This window comes from Microbacterium sp. NPDC096154, assembly GCF_040302945.1.
Lineage (GTDB): Bacteria > Actinomycetota > Actinomycetes > Actinomycetales > Microbacteriaceae > Microbacterium.
Window position 1 is genome coordinate 166,245 of record NZ_JBEOSM010000006.1, and the last position, 17,781, is coordinate 184,025.

Genomic DNA, 17,781 nt, shown 5'->3' on the forward strand with positions numbered 1-17,781 from the left:
CGCGCATGACGGCACACGCGCGGGTGGGAGTCTCGGGCTGGCGCTACGCCGGCTGGCGTGGCGACTTCTACCCGCGCGGCCTCGTGCAGCGGCGCGAGCTGGAGTACATCGGCCAGCACATGTCCAGCGCCGAGATCAACGGGTCGTTCTACTCCTTGCAGCGGCCGACGAGCTACGTGCGGTGGCGCGACAGCGTGCCGGACCGCTTCGTGTTCGCCGTGAAGGGGCCGCGCTACGTCACGCACATGCTGCGGCTGCGCAGTGCGGGCACGGCCCTGGCGAACTTCTTCGCCTCGGGACCGCTCGCACTGGGCGCCAAGCTCGGGCCCATCCTGTGGCAGCTGCCGGCGCGGCACCCGTTCGAACCGGAGGTGCTCGACGCGTTCCTGGCGTCGCTGCCGCGCACCACGGGTGAGGCGCTCGAGATCGCGCGCGGACACGACAGTCGCTTCGAGGGCCGCACGTGGCTCGAGATCGACGCCGACCGCCCGCTGCGTCACTCGATCGAGCCGCGCTCGGCGACGTTCGCCGACCCCGACTTCGCCGCGCTGCTGCGTGAGCGCGACGTGTCGCTCACCATCGCCGACACGGCCGACACGTTCCCGATGTTCGACGAGATCACGTCCGACCACGTCTATGTGCGCCTGCACGGCTCGCGCGAGCTCTACGCCAGCGGCTACACGGGCGACGAGCTCGACGACTGGGCGCGGCGCATCCGGTCGTGGACCGACGGATCCGGCTGCCCCGACGGCGTGCCGCGTGACGTGTACGTGTACTTCGACAACGACGCCCGCGGCCGCGCGCCGCACGACGCGGTTGCGCTCGAGAGCCGGCTCACCGGCGTCGCGATCGGCTGAGCGCTGCCGCGGCCGGCCATCCCCACCGGCGAGAACCCGCGACCCGTGGCGCACGCGGCCGTCGAGGCGGCCCTGCCTGCGCACGCTGACTAGCGCCGGGCGCACTCGCTAGCGTCGCCGACGGCAGTGAATGCGCCCGACGCTAGTCGACGAGGAAGAGGCCGGGGCGCCGTTACGGTGGAAGGCGTGCCGGATGCCCTTCTCGACTCGTACACGATCGCCACCGACGGAGCCTGCCAGGGGAACCCCGGGCCCACCGGATGGGCATGGGTCGGCGAGGACGGGCAGTGGGCGGCCGGAGCCATCCGGCAGGGCACCAACAACATCGGCGAGCTCACTGCGCTGCTGCGCGGCATCGTCGACAACGCGCACGTGCGGCACCTGACCGTACAGGCCGACTCGATGTACGCGATCAACACGTACGTCTCGTGGATGGACGGGCACAAGCGGCGCGGCTGGCGCACCTCCGCCAAGCAGCCGGTCAAGAACGTCGACATCCTCGAGGCGCTGATCGCCGCGCGCGACGCGCGCCGCGCGGCGGGGCTCCCGGATGTCGTGCTCGAGCACGTGAAGGGGCACGCGGAACACCGCCTCAACAGCTGGGCGGATGAGCGCGCGGTGCGTGCCGCCAGGCACGCCGCCACAGGTCTCGAGGGCTCGTGGGAGTCGCGGGCGGGGCATCCTGCCGTCGACGTCACCGCCGCTCCGGCGGCGAGCGCGGCGGACAAGCCCCGGCGCCGGTGACGTCGACGGAATGCGTTCCCGGGGTGAGCGGTTGAAGCCGGATGTGACCCCGTCCACCCGCACCGCCTCGGTCGTCGTGATCGGCGCCGGGCAGGCCGGGCTGTCCGCCGCCTATCACCTGCGCCGCCGGGGCTTCTCGAGTGCGCTGTCGCCGCGCGGGTCGGCCCGCACGTACGTCGTGCTCGACGCGAACCCTGCGGCCGGCGGGGCGTGGCAGCACCGCTGGGAGTCGCTGCGGGTGGCCACGCTCAACCGGATCTTCGATCTGCCCGGCCTTCCCCAGCCCGACATGGACCCCGGGGAGCCGAGCCGCGACGCCGTGCCGCGCTACTTCGCCGCATTCGAGGAGCGGTACGCGCTGCCCGTCCTGCGGCCCGTTCGCGTCGAGTCCGTCGACTATGCCGACGACGAGGAGGACGGCGATCTGCTCGTGCACACCGACCACGGGGCGTGGCGCACGCGCGCCGTGATCAACGCGACGGGCACGTGGGACAACCCCGTGCACCCCGTGTACCCGGGGCAGGAGACGTTCCGCGGCCGCCAGCTGCACACGCGCGACTACGGTCGGCTCGAGGACTTCGCGCCCGTCGCCGATACTCCCCAGCGGGTGGCGATCGTGGGCGGCGGCGTCTCGGCAGTGCAGCAGCTCGAGGAGATCTCGCGCGTCGCGCAGACGTTCTGGTACACCCGCCGGGAGCCGGTGTTCACGGAGGGCGAGTTCGACACCGAGACCGGGCGCACCACGATCGAGAAGGTCGTCGCCGACGTCGAGGCGGGACGACCCACCGGCAGCGTCGTCGGGTACACGGGCCTCGGCTGGACGCCGTACGCCCGCGCGGCGCGTGACCGCGGCGTGCTGATCCGCCGCCCGATGTTCGTCTCGATCGAGTCCGACGGCGTGCGCGAGGCCGACGGGTCGTTCACGCCGCTCGACGCCATCCTGTGGGCGACGGGCTTCAAGGCCTCGCTGCGGCACCTCGACCCGCTGTACCTGCGCAACGCGCTGGGCGGCATCACCATGCGGGGCACGCAGGTGCGCGGGGAGCCGCGCGTGCACCTGATCGGCTTCGGCCCGTCGCAGTCGACCGTGGGCGCCAACCGCGCCGGTCGTGAGGCGGTCGCGGCGCTGGTGCGGTACCTCGACGAGGGGTATGCCGAGGACGACAGCGAAGTCGCGGTCTGAGAGGACGCCATGCCCACACCCCTGTCTGCACCGCTCCCGTCCGTGACCGACGACGACCTCGCCGACCTGCGCCACCGCCTGCGCCGCACGCGCTGGCCGCAACCCTGGCCGGTATCCGGATGGGACGCGGGAACCGACCCGGACGTGCTGCGGCGGATGGTCGCGTACTGGGCCGACGGGTTCGACTGGCGCGCTCAGGAGGAGCGCATCCGGGCCCTTCCCTGGTTCACGCAGGATGCCGCGGGCACGCCGATCGGATATCTGCGGTTCGACGCGGTCGCGCCCGGCGGCTCCTCCTGTGGCCTGCCGATCGTGCTGACCAACGGCTGGCCGAGCAGCGCGCTCGAGCTCGTGCCGCTCGCCCGGCTGCTGGCCGCCGCCGGTCATACCGCGATCGTGCCGGCGCTGCCCGGGTTCCCGTTCTCGCCGCAGCGGACCGCCCACGAGCAGCAGACGCACGAGCTGTGGCACGAGCTGATGACGAGCCTCGGTTTCGCGCGCTACGCAGCCCACGGCGGCGACCTCGGCGCGGGGATCACGTCGCGGCTCGCGCAGGCGCATCCGGATGCGGTCGCCGCGATCCACCTGCTGGCGGTGGCGGCGCCTGCGACGTGGGACGACGCGTCGCTGACGGACGCCGAGCGAGCGCACGTGGCGTCGGTGGAGACATGGGTGGCGCAGGAGGGCGCGTACCAGCACCAGCAGCAGACGCGCCCGCTGACGCTCGCACCGGCGCTGTCCGACTCCCCGGCCGGCCTGCTGTCGTGGATCCTCGAGAAGCACCGCGCGTGGAGCGACCGTACGAGCCACCCTGAGGGCGACATCTCGGCCGTGTTCGACGACGATCACCTCCTGACCCTCGCGTCGCTGTACTGGTTCACGAACACGATCGGCTCGTCGCTGCGGCCGTACTGGGAGTACGCCGTGGGCATCACTCCGCGCGTCTCGCGCGTGGACGTTCCGACCGCGGTCGCGGTCTTCCCTCACGACCTCGCGCAGCCACCACGCGAGTGGGCCGAGCGCACCTACCGCGTCGAGCGCTACACGGTCATGCCGCGGGGCGGCCACTTCGCGCCCCACGAGGCCCCCGAGCCGCTGGCGGCGGACATCGTGGAGTTCCTGCGCGAGCGGCGCTGACCCGATCGTCAGGGGATCCCGCGTACTCAGGAGCGGGATGCCCCGTCATCCCCTGAGAAGGCGGGATCACCGGGGCGGGCGAGCTGCCGCAGGAACGCAGCGAGCCGCTCCCCCGCGGCGGCCAGCGTGCCGTCGTTGACGATCTCCAGGTCTACGGGGACGTCGGGCGCCGGTTTCCGGTCCAGCCGTGCGGCGACCTCCGCGGCGCTCTCGCGGCCGCGGGCGGCGATCCGCGCCCGGCGCAGATCGTCAGGCGCCGTCACCCGCACCGAGAAGGCGCGTCCGAAGCGCTCGGGCATCAGGGCGAGCACCGATCGCGAGAGATTGCCGACGACCACCGCACCGGCGCGCACCTGCTCCACGGCGGCGGCCGGGATGCCGTAGGCCAGGCCGTGAGCGCGCCAGGACAGGACGAACGCGCCGGCGGCCTCGAGCCGCGCGAACCGCGCCTCCGACGCGTACTCGCTGTCCTCCGCCGGTCCCGGCGGCCGGGTGATCACACGGCGCGCGAACACGACCGCGCACCCCTCGAGGCGGGCGCGAGCCTCCCGGATCGCCGCGTCCTTCCCCGATCCGGACGGGCCCACGACCCCGACGAACGCGCCCATCACCCCGGCTGCTCCCGCCCGGTCGCAGATCGACCGCCGCCGGCCGCGGGCGCGTCGCCGAACGGATGCACGGAGTGCACCTCGAAGCGTGCCCCCGGCCGGGGCTCGACGAAGAGGGCGATCGAGCGCAGGGGCACGTCCACCCCCGCGACACCGTCGAAGTGCGCGTCGAGGGCGGCGTCGACCGCCGTCTCGCGCTCGGCGGGGACGGGATCGGTCAGCGTGATGTGGAACCGGAACTCATCGAACACGAACGGATATCCCCACCGCGCGTACAGCTCGCGCTGCCGCGGGGGCAGCGTCTCCGGGCGGCGGCGGCGGACCTCCTGCACGTTGGGCGCCGCTCGGAACCGGTCGAAGTCGCGCATGATGTCGGCGGCGAGGGCATCGATGTCGCCGTGGTCGCCATCCGGCACCAGGGCCCGGAAGTCCGCCACCCGGCGTGGACGCGGCGACCGGATGACGACCGCCGCGCGCCGGGCTGCGAAGGCCCGTGCCGCCGCCTCCAGCTCGTCGGGCGTGCGCCCCGGCGCCAGCCGGAAGGGCGCGCGCAACGTGCCGTGGAGCCCATAGCGCCGCGCGTCGACCGTGAGGTCACGGAACTCCTCGCGCGCGAGCCAGGCCTCCGCGACGTCCCGCAGACGCACGGCCTCGGCCGCGTCCGACGCGCCGAGCGCCCCCGGCAGCGCGTACACCGCATAGCGTGTCATCCTGCCGCCTCTCGCCCCGTCGCGCCGGCGCGGCGGTTGTCGTGATCACCCCGCGCGGATCTCGATTCGACCATGGCGCCGACGCAGACCGCCAGGGCTTGCGGCGGCGCGATGCTCGCTGGCATACACCCGGTCGCCTGGGCGGCCCCGCCCTCGCACGTCCGCCACCCCTCGACGCGACGGCGGGAGTCGAACCCGCAACGGCTGACGGCATGACCCGCGCCCCGGGACCACCCGGATCGCCGCGATGCCCCCACGCTACGTCGACGCCGGCGCGCCGTGCGCGGGTATGACGCAGCGTGACGTGCTCCGCCGGGATGCGCTTCCCGCGCCGACGCGGCTGCCGACGCGCCGCTGTCGAGGAGGCGCTGTCGAGGAGGCGCTGTCGAGGAGGCGCTGTCGAGGAGGCGCTCACCGCGAGGGCGCGATCCCGATGCGCGCATTGCGCAGATGCTCGTAGACGACGGTCGTGCGCACATCCGCGATCTCGTCGCGCTCGGTCAGCCGGTCGATCACGAAGGCGTAGAGCGCGTCGTTGTCCGCCACAGCCACGTGGATGACGAAGTCCACATCACCGCTCACGACGAACACGCCCAGCGTCTCAGGCAGCGCCGACGCCCAGTCCCTGAACGCCTCGATCACCTCGCGTGACGGCGGGCGCACGCGCACCGAGATCAGCGCCTGCACGCCCCGCCCCACGCTTCCGAGGTCGATGTCCAGGCTGGCGCCCCGGATGATTCCGCGACGCCGCAGCGCTCGCGTGCGGTCGAGCGCCGTGGTGGGCGAGACGCCGACGCGCGCAGCCACCTCGCGGTTGGTCATCCGCGCATTCGTCTGGAGAGCACCCAGGATCGCCGTATCAAGTTCGTCCAGATCAGCCATACCCACCTCTGCTTCGTACTTCATACGTGCCCAGCGCGAGCGTCGCGCATTGCTGGCTACATTATGGGCGTTCCCACCGCACGTTCCACGCACCCCAGGAGAAGACACATGCCCACGCTGATCGGCTTCACCCCAGACGAGATCGACACCGGCGCGCCCACACGGGCTGCGCGCCTGAAGTGGGTGGTGGTGGTCGATGCCTCTCTCCCGCCCGGGCGGGTCGCCAACGCGACCGCCTGCGTCGGCGCGGCAACCGGTGCGGCCGTGACCGGCCTGCTGGGGCCGGACGCGATCGACGCGGACGGGTCGCGTCACGCCGGCCTGCCGTGGATCGGGTGCACGATCCTCGCCGCCGATTCGACTCAGCTCGCGATCATCCGCGCTCGCGCCGCGGCATCCGATGGCGTATACGTCGCAGACATGCCCGCCCACGCCCAGCTCACCCGGGTCTATGACGAGTACCTGGATGCCGCCGCCGCGCGGGCACCCGAAGATCTGGGCTATCTCGCCGTCGGTCTGGTCGGGCCCCGCAACCGCGTCGACCGGATCGTCGGCCGCCTGCCGCTGCTGAGCTGAATCGGCGGCGCCGACGTGCTCCGCGGCCTGCGCCTCAGCAGCGACGGGCTACGGCCGCGGCCCGCGCTTGCCCGCGAGCACCGCGCCCTCCCGGGACATGACGACGGCGACCAGGCCGATCACCAGCACGGCGATCCAGAACACCGCGACGCCCATCAGCCCCGCGGCTGCCATGAGCGCGGTGGCGATCATCGGAGTGAAGCCCGCGCCCAGGGTCGAGGCTCCCTGATAGGCCAGCGACGCGCCGGTGTAGCGCACGGCCGGGGGGAACTGCTCGGAGATGTACGCGCCGATCGGGCCGGCCAGGATGCCCTGGATCACGCCGTTGCCGACGATCACCGCCAGCGCGAAGCCCCATGCCGTGCCGTTGTGCAGCAGCACGAGCGCGGGGTAGGCCCACAGCACGCCGAGCACGCCACCGGCGACCAGCACCGTGCGGCGGCCGAGCCGGTCGGAGACCCGGGCTGCGGCGAACGCCACGACGATGGTCACCACGGCCGCGAGGCCCTTGATGTTGAGCACGGCCTCGCGAGCGACGCCCTCGTTGGCCGCCTGCGTGACGCCCCATGTGGTGAGGATGCCCTGGCATGCGTAGAAGCCGAGCGAGGCGACGAGCGTGAGGATGACGACGCGGGGGTGGTCGAACAGCACCTTCGTGATGGGCAGCCGCTGCTTCTCGGCGCGCTGTGCAGCCTCCTCCTCGAGGCGCTGGAACACGGGCGACTCGGCCACCTTCAGGCGGATGACCATGCCGATCAGGATCAGCACGATCGAGAACAGGAACGGGATGCGCCAGCCCCACACCAGGAACTGATCGCCCGTCGCGAACGAGACGCCCGACACGACGAACGTCGCGAGCAGGCCGCCCGCCGGGCCGCCGGCGTTGGCGAACGCCGCGGCGAAACCGCGCTTCTCGGCCGGCGCGTGCTCGAGCGCCATGAGGGTCGCTCCTCCCCACTCGCCGCCCACCGAGATGCCCTGCACGATGCGCAGCAGGATGAGCAGGATCGGCGCCCATACGCCGATGAGCGCGGGCGTCGGCAGCAGGCCGATCGCGACGGTGGCGAAGCCCATCATCAGCATGGAGACCACGAGCATCTGCTTGCGGCTGAGCACGTCGCCGAAGTGACCGAACACGATGCCGCCCAGGGGACGAGCCAGGTAGCCGACCGCGAAGGTCGCGAACGCAGACAGCTGCCCGATCGCCGGCGGCATGCCGTCGAAGAACACGCTCGCAAAGATCAGCGACGCCGCGGTCGCGTACAGGATGAAGTCGTAGTACTCGACGATGCTGCCGATCATCGACGAGGCGAGCACGCGCCGCAGGTCCCTGCTGTTGAGAGACTCGCTCCGGCCATCCTGACCGGCGATGCCCATCAGGTGCCACTTGGTGTTCAGCGAGACCGCCGCGTCCTCCGGCGAGCCCGCCTGGGTCTGGCTGGGACGCGTCGTCGGAGTCTCTGTCTGCTCTGCCACGAAACAACCTCTTCACCGTCGAAGATCCGCCTGGAACGCGGATGCGCCGTCAGGGCGCGTCGGCCACTATACCTACAGATTGCGCATTTCCGAAGTCAGAAAATATTCTGTTCGGCCTGCTGGTGGGCGCCGTCGGCCTGCGCCCGATGCTACGGTGACCACATGGAGATCGGGACCTTCGCCGTCTAGCCCGCCCGGACAGACCCGGGCGCCGTGCTCATCCGCCGCCCCCGAAAGGTCTCTCCATGCACGTCTCCTCCGCCATCGCGTTCCGCGACCTCGCCTATCACTGGCCCGACGGCAGCGCCGCCCTCGACGGCCTGAATGGAACCCTCCCCATCGGGTCCACCGGCCTGGTCGGCCCCAACGGCGTCGGCAAGTCCACGTTGCTGAAGCTGATCGCCGGCATCCTGTCACCCACGCGAGGCCGCGTGGAGACATCCGGTGACGTCGGCTATCTGCCGCAGACCCTCACGCTCGCGCACACGGCGACGATCGCAGACCTGCTGGGCATCGCACCGGTCCTCCGGGCCCTGCGCGCGATCGAGGCCGGCGACGTCGACGTGCGCTGGTTCGACGCGGTCGGCGACGACTGGGACATCGAGGCGCGCGCCGATGAGGCCCTGCAGGGCGTCGGCTTCCGCGCCGCCGACCTCGACCGACGCGTCGACGAGCTGTCCGGCGGCGAGGCGATGCTGGTGGCCATCACGGGACTGCGCCTGCGGCGCACTCCCATCACCCTGCTCGACGAGCCGACCAACAACCTCGACCGTCCCACGCGAGCACGGCTCGCCGACATGGTCGACGCCTGGCCCGGAACGCTCGTCGTCGTCAGCCACGACCTCGAGCTGCTGGAGCGGATGGAGCACACCGCCGAGCTGCGCACGACCGGACTCGGCCAGGCCTCACGTGGCACGGGCGCCCGGCTGGAGCTGTTCGGCGGGCCGTACGGCGCGTTCCGCGCATTCGTCGAACAGGAGCAGTCCGCCGCCGCGCAGGCCGCGCGGACCGCGCAGCAGGCGCTGAAGGTCGAGAAGCGCCAGCGCGTGGCGGCCGAGGCGAAGCTCGCCGCCCGTGCTCGGGCGGGACGGAGGGCGGCCGAGAACATGCCGAAGATCCTCGCCGGCGCCCGCGCGCGCAAGGCGCAGGAGACGGCCGGCGCGCTGCGCGGCACGCTCGACGAGAAGGTCCAGGCAGCGCAGGCCGCCCTGGACGCCGCCGATTCCCGTGTGAGGGAAGAGGAGCACATCCATCTCGCGCTGCCCGACCCGGATGTGCCCCGCGGCCGGAGGATCGCGGAGCTGAGCGACGGCTTCCGCACGATCACGATCCGGGGCCCGGAGCGCGTCGCGGTGGTGGGCCCCAACGGCGTGGGGAAGACCACGCTGCTCGAGCACCTCGTCTCGGGCTCCACACCCGAGCCCGGACGGCTGGGCGGCAGGATGCTCACCTCACGCGTCGGCTACCTGCGGCAGCGTCTCGACGACCTCGACGACGCGCGCTCGGCGGTCGACAACGTGCGCGATGTCGCGCCCGCCACGGCGCCCGGGGACATCCGGAACCAGCTCGCCCGCCTGCTGCTGCGCGGCAGCGCGCTCGAGCGCCCGGTCGGCACCCTGTCAGGCGGCGAGCGCTTCCGCGTGGCGCTCGCGAGGCTGCTGCTCGCGGATCCTCCGACCCAGCTGCTCATCCTCGACGAGCCGACCAACAACCTCGACATCGCGAGCGTCGCGCAGCTCGCCGAAGCCCTGGAGGCGTACCGCGGCGCCCTGCTGATCGTGAGCCACGACCACGCCTTCCTCCGCCGTCTCGGCATCGACCTCGTTGTCGGCATCGAGCCAGGAGGCCGCCTCGCCGAAAGCGCTCAGCTGGACGCGTGACTGCCGAGCCGGCGCGGCTGCACGCGTGAGCCGCCGAATACACACCAATGTTCGTGTGCACTCGGGCCGCTCTGTCTGGCCGAGACCACACGTACATTGGAGTGCACTCGAGGTGGCTGAGACGCGAACGGCGGGCCGCTCCCCCAGGGAAACGGCCCGCCGGTGTGCGGGCTGAGCGAGCGCGCCGCTCGATCCGAGAAAGGACCGTCAGCGCGTGGCGCCCGCGCGGCGCTTGTTGTAGATGTCGAACGCGACGGCGATGAGCAGCACGAGGCCCTTGACGATCGGCTGCACCGACTGCGGCACGCCCATGAGCGACATGCCGTTCGACATCACGGCCATCACGAGACCGCCGACGAGGGCGCCGGTGACGCGGCCGATGCCGCCCGTGGTCGAGGCGCCGCCGATGAAGCAGGCAGCGATCACGTCGAGCTCGAAGCTGTTGCCCATACCCGGCTGGGCGCCGTTGGAGCGCGCCGAGAACATCGCGGCGGCGATGCCGGTGAGCAGGCCCATGTGCACGAACAGCCAGAAGTTGACCTTGCGCACGTTGACGCCCGACAGCTGCGCGGCCGAGAGGTTGCCACCCACGGCGTAGACGTGGCGGCCGAACACTGTGCGGTTGGTGATCAGCTGGTACACGAGGATGAGCACGCCGAGCACGATCAGCACCAGCGGGAAGCCGCGGTTGAACGCGAGCGCCCATGCGAACGCCATCGCCACGACCGCCACGGCCACGAGCTTCGCGATGAACAGCGGCATCGACTCGACCTTCTGGTTGTAGCCGATGCGCGCGCGACGGCTGCGCACCTGGGTCACGACGAAACCGGCGACGGCCACGACGCCGATGAGCAGCGTGAAGATGTCGACCGTCTGCGGCTGCGCCAGCAGGCCCGAGCCCTGGCCCACCGTGATCTCGCCGAACAGGCCGCGGGAGAAGCCGGTGGCGATCGTCTTGTACTCGGCGGGGAACGGCGACAGCGACACGTTCTCGAGCACGACCCACGTGAGACCGCGGAACAGCAGCATGCCCGCCAGGGTCACGATGAACGCCGGGATGCCGACGAACGCGACCCAGAAGCCGTGCCATGCGCCGACCAGCAGACCGACCACGACCGCGGCGAGCAGACCCACCCACCACGGCATGCCCGCCTTGATGACGAGCACGGCCGACACGGCCGACGCGAACGCGAGCACCGAGCCGACCGACAGGTCGATGTGGCCGGCGACGATCACCATGATCATGCCGAGCGCCATGATCAGGATGTGCGCGTTCTGCAGCACGAGGTTCGTGACGTTCTCCGGCGCGAGCAGCGTGCCGCCCGTCAGGAAGGTGAACAGCACCACGATCGCCACGAAGGCGATGTAGATGCCGGACGTCCGGAGGTTGCGGGTGAACAGGTCTTTGGTCTCAGCCAGGACATTGCTCATTTCGACTCACTCCGTTCGCTGCGCTCACTGCGCTCGCTCAATGCACCGCATGCCATCACGCGGCCTCCTTCTGGTTCTTCTCGATGGTCATGAGGCTCATCAGGCTCTCCTGCGTCGCCTCGGCGACCGGGAGCTGGCCCGTGATGCGGCCGTACGCGAGCGTGTAGATGCGGTCGCACATGCCGAGAAGCTCAGGCAGCTCGCTCGACACGACGATGATGGCCTTCCCGGCGGCGGCCAGGGCGTTGATGATCTCGTAGATCTCGTACTTCGCACCGACGTCGATGCCGCGGGTGGGCTCATCCAGGATGAGCACCTCCGGGTCGGAGAACAGCCACTTCGACAGCACGACCTTCTGCTGGTTGCCGCCCGACAGGTTGCCCACGGTCTGCATGACGGTCGGCGTCTTGATGTTCATGTCGCGGCGGTACTCCTCGGAGACCTTGATCTCCTCGTTGCCGTTCACGAAGCTCGCCTTGTTGCTGATCTTGCCGAGCGCCGCCGCCGTGATGTTGGTGCGGATGTCGGTGATCAGGTTGAGACCGTAGTGCTTGCGGTCCTCCGACACGTACGCGAGACCGTTCGCGATGGCCTCCTGCACGGTGCGGGCCTTGATCTCCTTGCCGTGCAGGTGCATCCGGCCCGAGATGTCGCGGCCGTACGACTGGCCGAACAGGCTCATCATGAACTCGGTGCGCCCGGCCCCCATCAGGCCCGCGATGCCGACGATCTCGCCCGCGCGCACCGAGATGGACGCGTCGTCGACCACGATGCGGCCGGCCTGCGTCGGGTGGTGCACGGTCCAGTTCTCGACGCGGAAGATCTCGTCGCCGATCTGCGGGGTGCGGTCGGGGAAGCGCTGGTCGAGCGATCGACCCACCATGCCGCGGATGATGCGGTCCTGCGTGGCATCCGGCCCGTGCATGTCGATCGTCTCGATCGACTCGCCGTCGCGGATGATCGTGGTCGAGTCCGCGATCGCCTCGATCTCACCGAGCTTGTGGCTGATGATGATGCACGTGATGCCCTGATCGCGCAGCTCGCGCAGCAGGCCGAGCAGGTGCTCCGAGTCGTTGTCGTTGAGCGCCGCGGTCGGCTCGTCGAGGATCAGCAGCTTGACGTCCTTGGTCATCGCCTTGGCGATCTCGATCAGCTGCTGCTTGCCGACGCCGAGCTGCCCCACGGCCGTGGTCGGGTTCTCGTCGAGACCCACGCGCCGCATGAACTCCGCGGCCTCGTGGTTGGCCTTGTTCCAGTCGATCAGGCCGCCGCGCACGCGCTCGTTGCCCAGGAAAATGTTCTCGGCCACCGACAGGTGCGGCACCAGCGCGAGCTCCTGGTGGATGATGACGATGCCGCGCTCTTCCGAGTCGCGAATCGAGGAGAACGCCATCTCCTCGCCGTCGAAGAGGATGTCGCCGCCGTACGAGCCGTGCGGGTACACCCCCGACAGCACCTTCATCAGGGTCGACTTGCCGGCGCCGTTCTCGCCGCAGATGGCGTGTATCTCGCCGCGCGCGACGCTCAGGTTGACGCCCTTGAGCACCTTCACGCCCGGGAAGTCCTTTGTGATGTTCCGCATCTCGAGGATCGCGCTCGACATCGCTGCTCCAGTCTCTTTTCCGCGCTGCTGTTCTTCGCGCTGAGGCGGGGACCCGCGGGTCCCTCGCTCCCCGTGCGCTCAGGGGTGTGCCCGCCGGGCCGGCGCGTGCGCGCGACCCGGCGGGCATCATCCTGCGAGAGTCGGGATTACTCCGCGACGCCCGACGCGACCTCGTCCTCGGTCCAGTAGCCCGAGTCGACGAGGAGCGACGTGATGTTGTCCTTCACGACGATGTCCGACTCCAGGAGGTACGACGGCACGACCTTCACGCCGTTGTCGTACGTCTCGGTGTCGTTGGCCTCGGGCTCGGTGCCCTCGGCGTACGCCGTGGCGGCCTCGACGGCCTGGGTGGCGAGCTTGCGCGTGTCCTTGAAGATCGTCGCGAACTGCACGCCGTCGTTGATGTACTTCACCGACGCGATCTCGGCGTCCTGGCCGGTGACCACCGGCAGGCCCTCCTCGATGGTCTTGCCGTAGCCGGCGTTCTGCAGCGCGGTGATGATGCCGCGCGAGATGCCGTCGTAGGGCGCGAGCACGCCGTCGAGCTGACCCGAGCCGCCGTTGTACGTCGAGGTGAGCAGGTCCTCCATGCGCTTCTGGGCGGTGGCGCCGTCCCAGCGCAGGGTCGAGACCTGGTCCATCGAGGTCTGGCCCGAGCCGACCGTCAGGCGGCCGTCCTCGAGGTAGGGCTTGAGGGTGTCCATGGCGCCGTTGAAGAAGAAGCCCGTGTTGTTGTCGTCGGGCGATCCGGCGAACAGCTCGATGATCTTCTTGTCGGTCAGGCCGGTGTCCTCGTAGTTCTCGTCGAGGTAGCCGAGGCCGCGCAGCAGCGACTGCGCCTGCTGCACGCCGACGGTGTAGTTGTCGAACGTGACGTAGAAGTTGACGTCCTCGGTGCCGTTGATCAGGCGGTCGTAGGCGATGACCGGGATGCCCTTGTCGGCGGCCGACTCGAGCTGGCTGGCGAGGGCCGTGCCGTCGATCGAGGCGACGATCAGGATATCGGCGCCCTTCGTGATCATCTGCTCGATCTGCTGCTGCTGGGTGGGGATGTCGTCGTTGGCGTACTGCAGGTCGACCGAGTAACCGGCCTCCTCCAGCTGGTCCTTGACCGAGTTGCCGTCGGCGATCCAGCGCTCCGAGGTCTCGGTGGGCATCGCGACGCCGACCGTGACGTCCTCAGCGGCGGGCTCGCCGCCGTCGCCGGCAGGAGCCGAGTTGCCCGCGCAGCCCGCGAGACCGAGGGCCAGGGCGACCGCGCCCGTCGTGGTGATGAACCGCAGAGCAGTCCGCTTCATTGCTGTGCCTCTCTCTTCTTCGAGAACCGGGTCAGGGCACCCGGCAGTGTGTACATGTTAGCGCTCACATACGTGATGTGCACGTTCACACGCGAAAGGCACTCTAACCCCGGTCGGGCATGGTCCCGCGTTCGCTGTCGCGGGCAGGCGACGTCGGGAGCGAGCACGCCGTGACACGGACGGTACATCCGGGTCATAGCCACGAGCTGGCGACGAGAATGGTCGTGCCGGAATCTATCTGGCGACCTGTTCCAGATCCAGCGGTCAGGCGCGAGCGAGACGCAGCATCGACCAGGAGACCGGCGGCAGCACCGCGGTGAGCTGCTCCCCCGACACGGTCGCGGTCTCGTTCGGACGCGGCAGGACCGACGCGGCGTCATCGGCGGTCGCCGACCACGTGTGGTCGGGATTCGAGAGGCTCACGGCCTCCACCAGCCGCAGCTGCCCCAGGCCCCGCAGCGCGGTGCGGAGCTCGAGGTCATCCCCGGTCGATCGATTCACCGCGAAGACGACCACGTCACCGGACGCCGCATCGTGCGTGACGACCGCGTCGAGCGCGGGAACCCGGCCGTACTTCGCGGTGTCGTACTCGGGTGCAGACAGAGCGAGCCGCAGCACCTCTCCCTTCGCGTGGCGCGCGGTCAGGGCGAACGGGTGGAAGGTCGTCTGGCGCCATGAGCGACCGCCCGGCTCGGTCATGATCGGCGCGATCACATTGACCAGTTGAGCGAGCGACGCCGCGTGCACCCGGTCGGTGTGACGCAGCAGCGAGATCAGCAGGTTGCCCACCACCACCGCATCGGCGACGTTGTAGCGGTCCTCGAGCAGCACGGGGGCGACCGGCCAGTCGTCGCCCTCGGGCACCTTCGACTCCGCACGCTTCTGGTACCAGACGTTCCACTCGTCGAACGAGATCGCGATGCGCTTGTCGTGCTTGCCCGCCGCCCGCACGGCGTCGGCCGTGGCCACCACCGACTCGATGAAGTGGTCCATGTTCACGGCCGATGCCAGGAAGGACGCGAGGTCGCCGTCCTCCTCGTAGTAGTAGACATGCGCCGAGACGTAGTCGACGTGCTCGTACGACTCTGCGAGCACGACGCGCTCCCAGTCGCCGAACGTGGGCATCTCCGAGGAGGACGACCCGCACGCCACGAGCTCGAGGCCGGGATCCACCATCCGCATCGCGCGCGCCGTCTCGGCGGCCAGCCGACCGTACTCCTCGGCCGTCTTGTGGCCGATCTGCCACGGCCCGTCCATCTCGTTGCCGAGGCACCACATCCGGATGCCGTGCGGCTCGTCCGACCCGTTGGCCCGGCGGAGGTTCGCGAAGTGCGTGTCGGCCGTGCCGTTGCAGTACTCGAGCAGGTCGAGCGCATCCTGCACGCCGCGGGTGCCGAGATTGACCGCCATCATCGGCTCGACGCCCGCTTTGCGGCACCAGCGCACGAACTCGTCGACGCCGACCCAGTTCGGCTCGGTCGAGTGCCAGGCGAGGTCGAGCCGGCGCGGGCGCTGCTCGACCGGGCCCACCCCGTCCTCCCAGCGGTAGCCCGAGACGAAGTTGCCGCCCGGATAGCGCACGGTGGTGACGCCCAGCTCTCGCGCCAGCTCGATCACGTCCCCGCGGAAGCCATCGGCATCCGCCGTCGGGTGGCCGGGGTCGTGGATGCCCGTGTAGACACAGCGACCCAGATGCTCGACGAAGGAGCCGAAGGTGCGCGGGCGCACCGGCCCGACGACGAAGGCGGGATCGACCGTGACGGAAGCGGTCAGCATGGCGAGATGTCCTTTCGGTGGGGCGGGAGGGTCGGGGGGGCGCGGGGGGGTGCGGGGGCCCCGCGCGGGTGGGGGGGGGGGTAGGGGAGAGGGGGGTGGTTGGTAATAGTGGTTATTGTGGTGTGTTGTTTGGGGGGGTGGGTGGGGGTGTTGGTGGGGGGGGGGGGGGGGGGGGGGGGGGGGGGGGGGGGGGGGGGGGGCGACGCGGAGGAGAGCGTCGCCCCGACTCGTGTGCGCTCGGCGGCTCAGCCGAGCTCGTTCTCGAGGTCGGCCTGCGCCTGCTTCAGGAGCTCCGGCGCGGGCACCTTGTTCTCGAAGGCCTCGTTGAGCGTCACCGTGCGGAAGACGTTGTCTACCGACGGCCAGTTCGGCGACGAGAACGACTCCCAGTGCCCGATGCCATCCTTGACCTCGTTCAGCACGTCGAACAGGTTGGTCTGGAAGTACTTGTTGAACTTGTTCTCGGGATCGTGGGTGACGGCCTGGTCCTCCCACACCGACATGTTCACCGGGTCGAAGCCGAGCTCCTTCCAGACCGCGACGTTGGCCTCGGGCGAGAGCTTCGCGAACGCGAGCCAGTCAGCTGCGAACTCGGCGACGGGCGACGCACCGATCACGGCCGTGCCCGTGCCGCCACCGCCGATGGTCTTCACCGCGGCGTCGGCCGGAGCCGGTGCCGGGGCGATCGCGACCTTCCCGGCCAGGTCGGGCATGTAGTCCACGAAACGCGACGTGTACCAGGCCGGATAGACGACCGCGGCGAAGTCTCCGTTGTTGATCGCGCCGTACGCCTGCTCGTCGTCCGGACTGCCTCCGGGGATGGTCGAGATGGCCCCGGCTTCCTGCATCTCCTGCAGCATCGAGATGGTCTCGACGGCCTCGGGGCTGTCGACCTGCGGGTTGCCGTCCGCGTCCAGCCACTGACCGCCGAGCTGCGCCGTGATGAGCGGCTCGACGAAGGTGACGGCCGTCTCGGCGATGCCGAAGGCCTTGCCGGTCGCCTCGTTGTACTTCTGGCCGGCGGCCTGGAAGTCGTCCCAGGTCTTGATCGTCGTGTAGTCGATGTCCGCGCTCTCGAGCAGCTCGGTGTTGTAGAACGACACGAACGCGCCGACGTGGGTGGGGAACGCGTAGATCGACCCGTCCTTCGAGTAGAGGTCGAGACGCGCCTGCACGATGTCGGCGACATACGGCTCGGCCACCTCCGTGAGGTCGACGAGCGGCGGGTTCTCGCCGCGCACGAAGTTGGCGAACTTGTTCACCTCGATGTCCACGACGTCGGGAAGCCCCTTGCCGGCGTTGAGGGCGAGCTGCAGCTTGTTGTGCATCTCCTCATAGGGGTAGACCGTGATCTTCAGGTCGATGGCCTTGTCGGGGTTCTCCTCGTTCCAGGCCTCGGCCATCGCCTCGTAGTACGCGGCATGCACCTCGGCGAACACCCACATGTCGACGACGGTCGAGCCGTCCTCGTTGACGGTGGCCTCGTCTCCGCCTCCGCCGCCGCTGCATCCGGCCAGTACCCCGCCCGCGAGGGCGAGCACCGCCGCCATGGGGATGATCCTTCGTGCGTTCATGATGATCTCCTTTGATCGTGCTGTGTGAGGGAAAGCGGACGTGGAG

Annotated in this window: 15 protein-coding genes; 6 read left to right on the forward strand and 9 right to left on the reverse strand. The window is 70.3% G+C overall.

Annotated elements, in window-relative coordinates:
* Positions 1–5: 5 nt before the first annotated feature.
* The 4 genes from ABTW64_RS10305 to ABTW64_RS10320 all read left to right on the forward strand — a co-directional run bounded on the left by ABTW64_RS10305 (position 6) and on the right by ABTW64_RS10320 (position 3,921).
* Positions 6–857, forward strand: a complete 852-nt coding sequence (locus tag ABTW64_RS10305) for a DUF72 domain-containing protein (RefSeq protein ID WP_350622024.1) — start codon at positions 6–8, stop codon at positions 855–857.
* Between the two features lie 186 nt (positions 858–1,043).
* Positions 1,044–1,601, forward strand: a complete 558-nt coding sequence (locus ABTW64_RS10310; protein WP_350622026.1) for a ribonuclease H family protein — start codon at positions 1,044–1,046, stop codon at positions 1,599–1,601.
* Between the two features lie 10 nt (positions 1,602–1,611).
* The gene (locus ABTW64_RS10315) at positions 1,612–2,784 is read left to right on the forward strand and encodes an NAD(P)-binding domain-containing protein (RefSeq protein WP_502892322.1); all 1,173 of its coding nucleotides are present in this window, start codon (positions 1,612–1,614) and stop codon (positions 2,782–2,784) included.
* 42 nt (positions 2,785–2,826) lie between these two features.
* Positions 2,827–3,921 carry an epoxide hydrolase family protein gene (locus tag ABTW64_RS10320; RefSeq protein ID WP_350622030.1) on the forward strand — a complete coding sequence of 365 codons (1,095 nt, stop codon included), beginning with the start codon at positions 2,827–2,829 and terminating at the stop codon, positions 3,919–3,921.
* A gap of 26 nt (positions 3,922–3,947) precedes the next feature.
* Here the strand turns inward: ABTW64_RS10320 and ABTW64_RS10325 are convergent, their stop codons facing one another.
* The 3 genes from ABTW64_RS10325 to ABTW64_RS10335 form a co-directional block, all read right to left on the reverse strand.
* Positions 3,948–4,529 carry a ribose 1,5-bisphosphate phosphokinase PhnN gene (locus tag ABTW64_RS10325; protein ID WP_350622032.1) on the reverse strand — a complete coding sequence of 194 codons (582 nt, stop codon included), beginning with the start codon at positions 4,527–4,529 and terminating at the stop codon, positions 3,948–3,950.
* Entirely contained in the window at positions 4,529–5,239 is a 711-nt protein-coding gene (locus ABTW64_RS10330; RefSeq protein WP_350622034.1) for a DUF1045 domain-containing protein, read from the reverse strand. Before ABTW64_RS10330 ends, ABTW64_RS10325 begins: the two co-directional genes overlap by 1 nt.
* A 411-nt stretch (positions 5,240–5,650) precedes the next feature.
* Positions 5,651–6,121 (reverse strand): Lrp/AsnC family transcriptional regulator, encoded by a 471-nt coding sequence (locus tag ABTW64_RS10335; protein WP_350622036.1) that lies wholly within the window; start codon positions 6,119–6,121, stop codon positions 5,651–5,653.
* Between the two features lie 108 nt (positions 6,122–6,229).
* Here ABTW64_RS10335 and ABTW64_RS10340 point away from each other — a divergent pair, with 108 nt between their 5' ends.
* Positions 6,230–6,697, forward strand: a complete 468-nt coding sequence (locus tag ABTW64_RS10340; RefSeq protein ID WP_350622038.1) for a DUF2000 domain-containing protein — start codon at positions 6,230–6,232, stop codon at positions 6,695–6,697.
* Between the two features lie 48 nt (positions 6,698–6,745).
* Here the strand turns inward: ABTW64_RS10340 and ABTW64_RS10345 are convergent, their stop codons facing one another.
* Positions 6,746–8,173, reverse strand: coding sequence for an MFS transporter (locus ABTW64_RS10345; RefSeq protein WP_350622040.1), 1,428 nt, complete (start codon positions 8,171–8,173; stop codon positions 6,746–6,748).
* Between the two features lie 245 nt (positions 8,174–8,418).
* Here ABTW64_RS10345 and ABTW64_RS10350 point away from each other — a divergent pair, with 245 nt between their 5' ends.
* Positions 8,419–10,053, forward strand: a complete 1,635-nt coding sequence (locus tag ABTW64_RS10350; protein WP_350622042.1) for an ABC-F family ATP-binding cassette domain-containing protein — start codon at positions 8,419–8,421, stop codon at positions 10,051–10,053.
* Between the two features lie 207 nt (positions 10,054–10,260).
* On the opposite strand, the gene mmsB is transcribed toward ABTW64_RS10350, so the two are convergent.
* The 5 genes from mmsB to ABTW64_RS10375 all read right to left on the reverse strand — a co-directional run bounded on the left by mmsB (position 10,261) and on the right by ABTW64_RS10375 (position 17,735).
* Positions 10,261–11,484 (reverse strand): multiple monosaccharide ABC transporter permease, encoded by a 1,224-nt coding sequence (gene mmsB, locus ABTW64_RS10355; RefSeq protein ID WP_350622044.1) that lies wholly within the window; start codon positions 11,482–11,484, stop codon positions 10,261–10,263.
* A 55-nt stretch (positions 11,485–11,539) separates the two neighbouring features.
* Positions 11,540–13,087 (reverse strand): multiple monosaccharide ABC transporter ATP-binding protein, encoded by a 1,548-nt coding sequence (mmsA, locus tag ABTW64_RS10360; RefSeq protein WP_350622046.1) that lies wholly within the window; start codon positions 13,085–13,087, stop codon positions 11,540–11,542.
* Between the two features lie 146 nt (positions 13,088–13,233).
* Positions 13,234–14,385, reverse strand: a complete 1,152-nt coding sequence (gene chvE / locus ABTW64_RS10365) for a multiple monosaccharide ABC transporter substrate-binding protein (RefSeq protein WP_350622048.1) — start codon at positions 14,383–14,385, stop codon at positions 13,234–13,236.
* 264 nt (positions 14,386–14,649) lie between these two features.
* Entirely contained in the window at positions 14,650–16,161 is a 1,512-nt protein-coding gene (gene arfA, locus ABTW64_RS10370; RefSeq protein ID WP_350622050.1) for an arabinosylfuranosidase ArfA, read from the reverse strand.
* Between the two features lie 245 nt (positions 16,162–16,406).
* Entirely contained in the window at positions 16,407–17,735 is a 1,329-nt protein-coding gene (locus ABTW64_RS10375) for an ABC transporter substrate-binding protein (RefSeq protein ID WP_350622052.1), read from the reverse strand.
* Positions 17,736–17,781 lie beyond the last annotated feature (46 nt).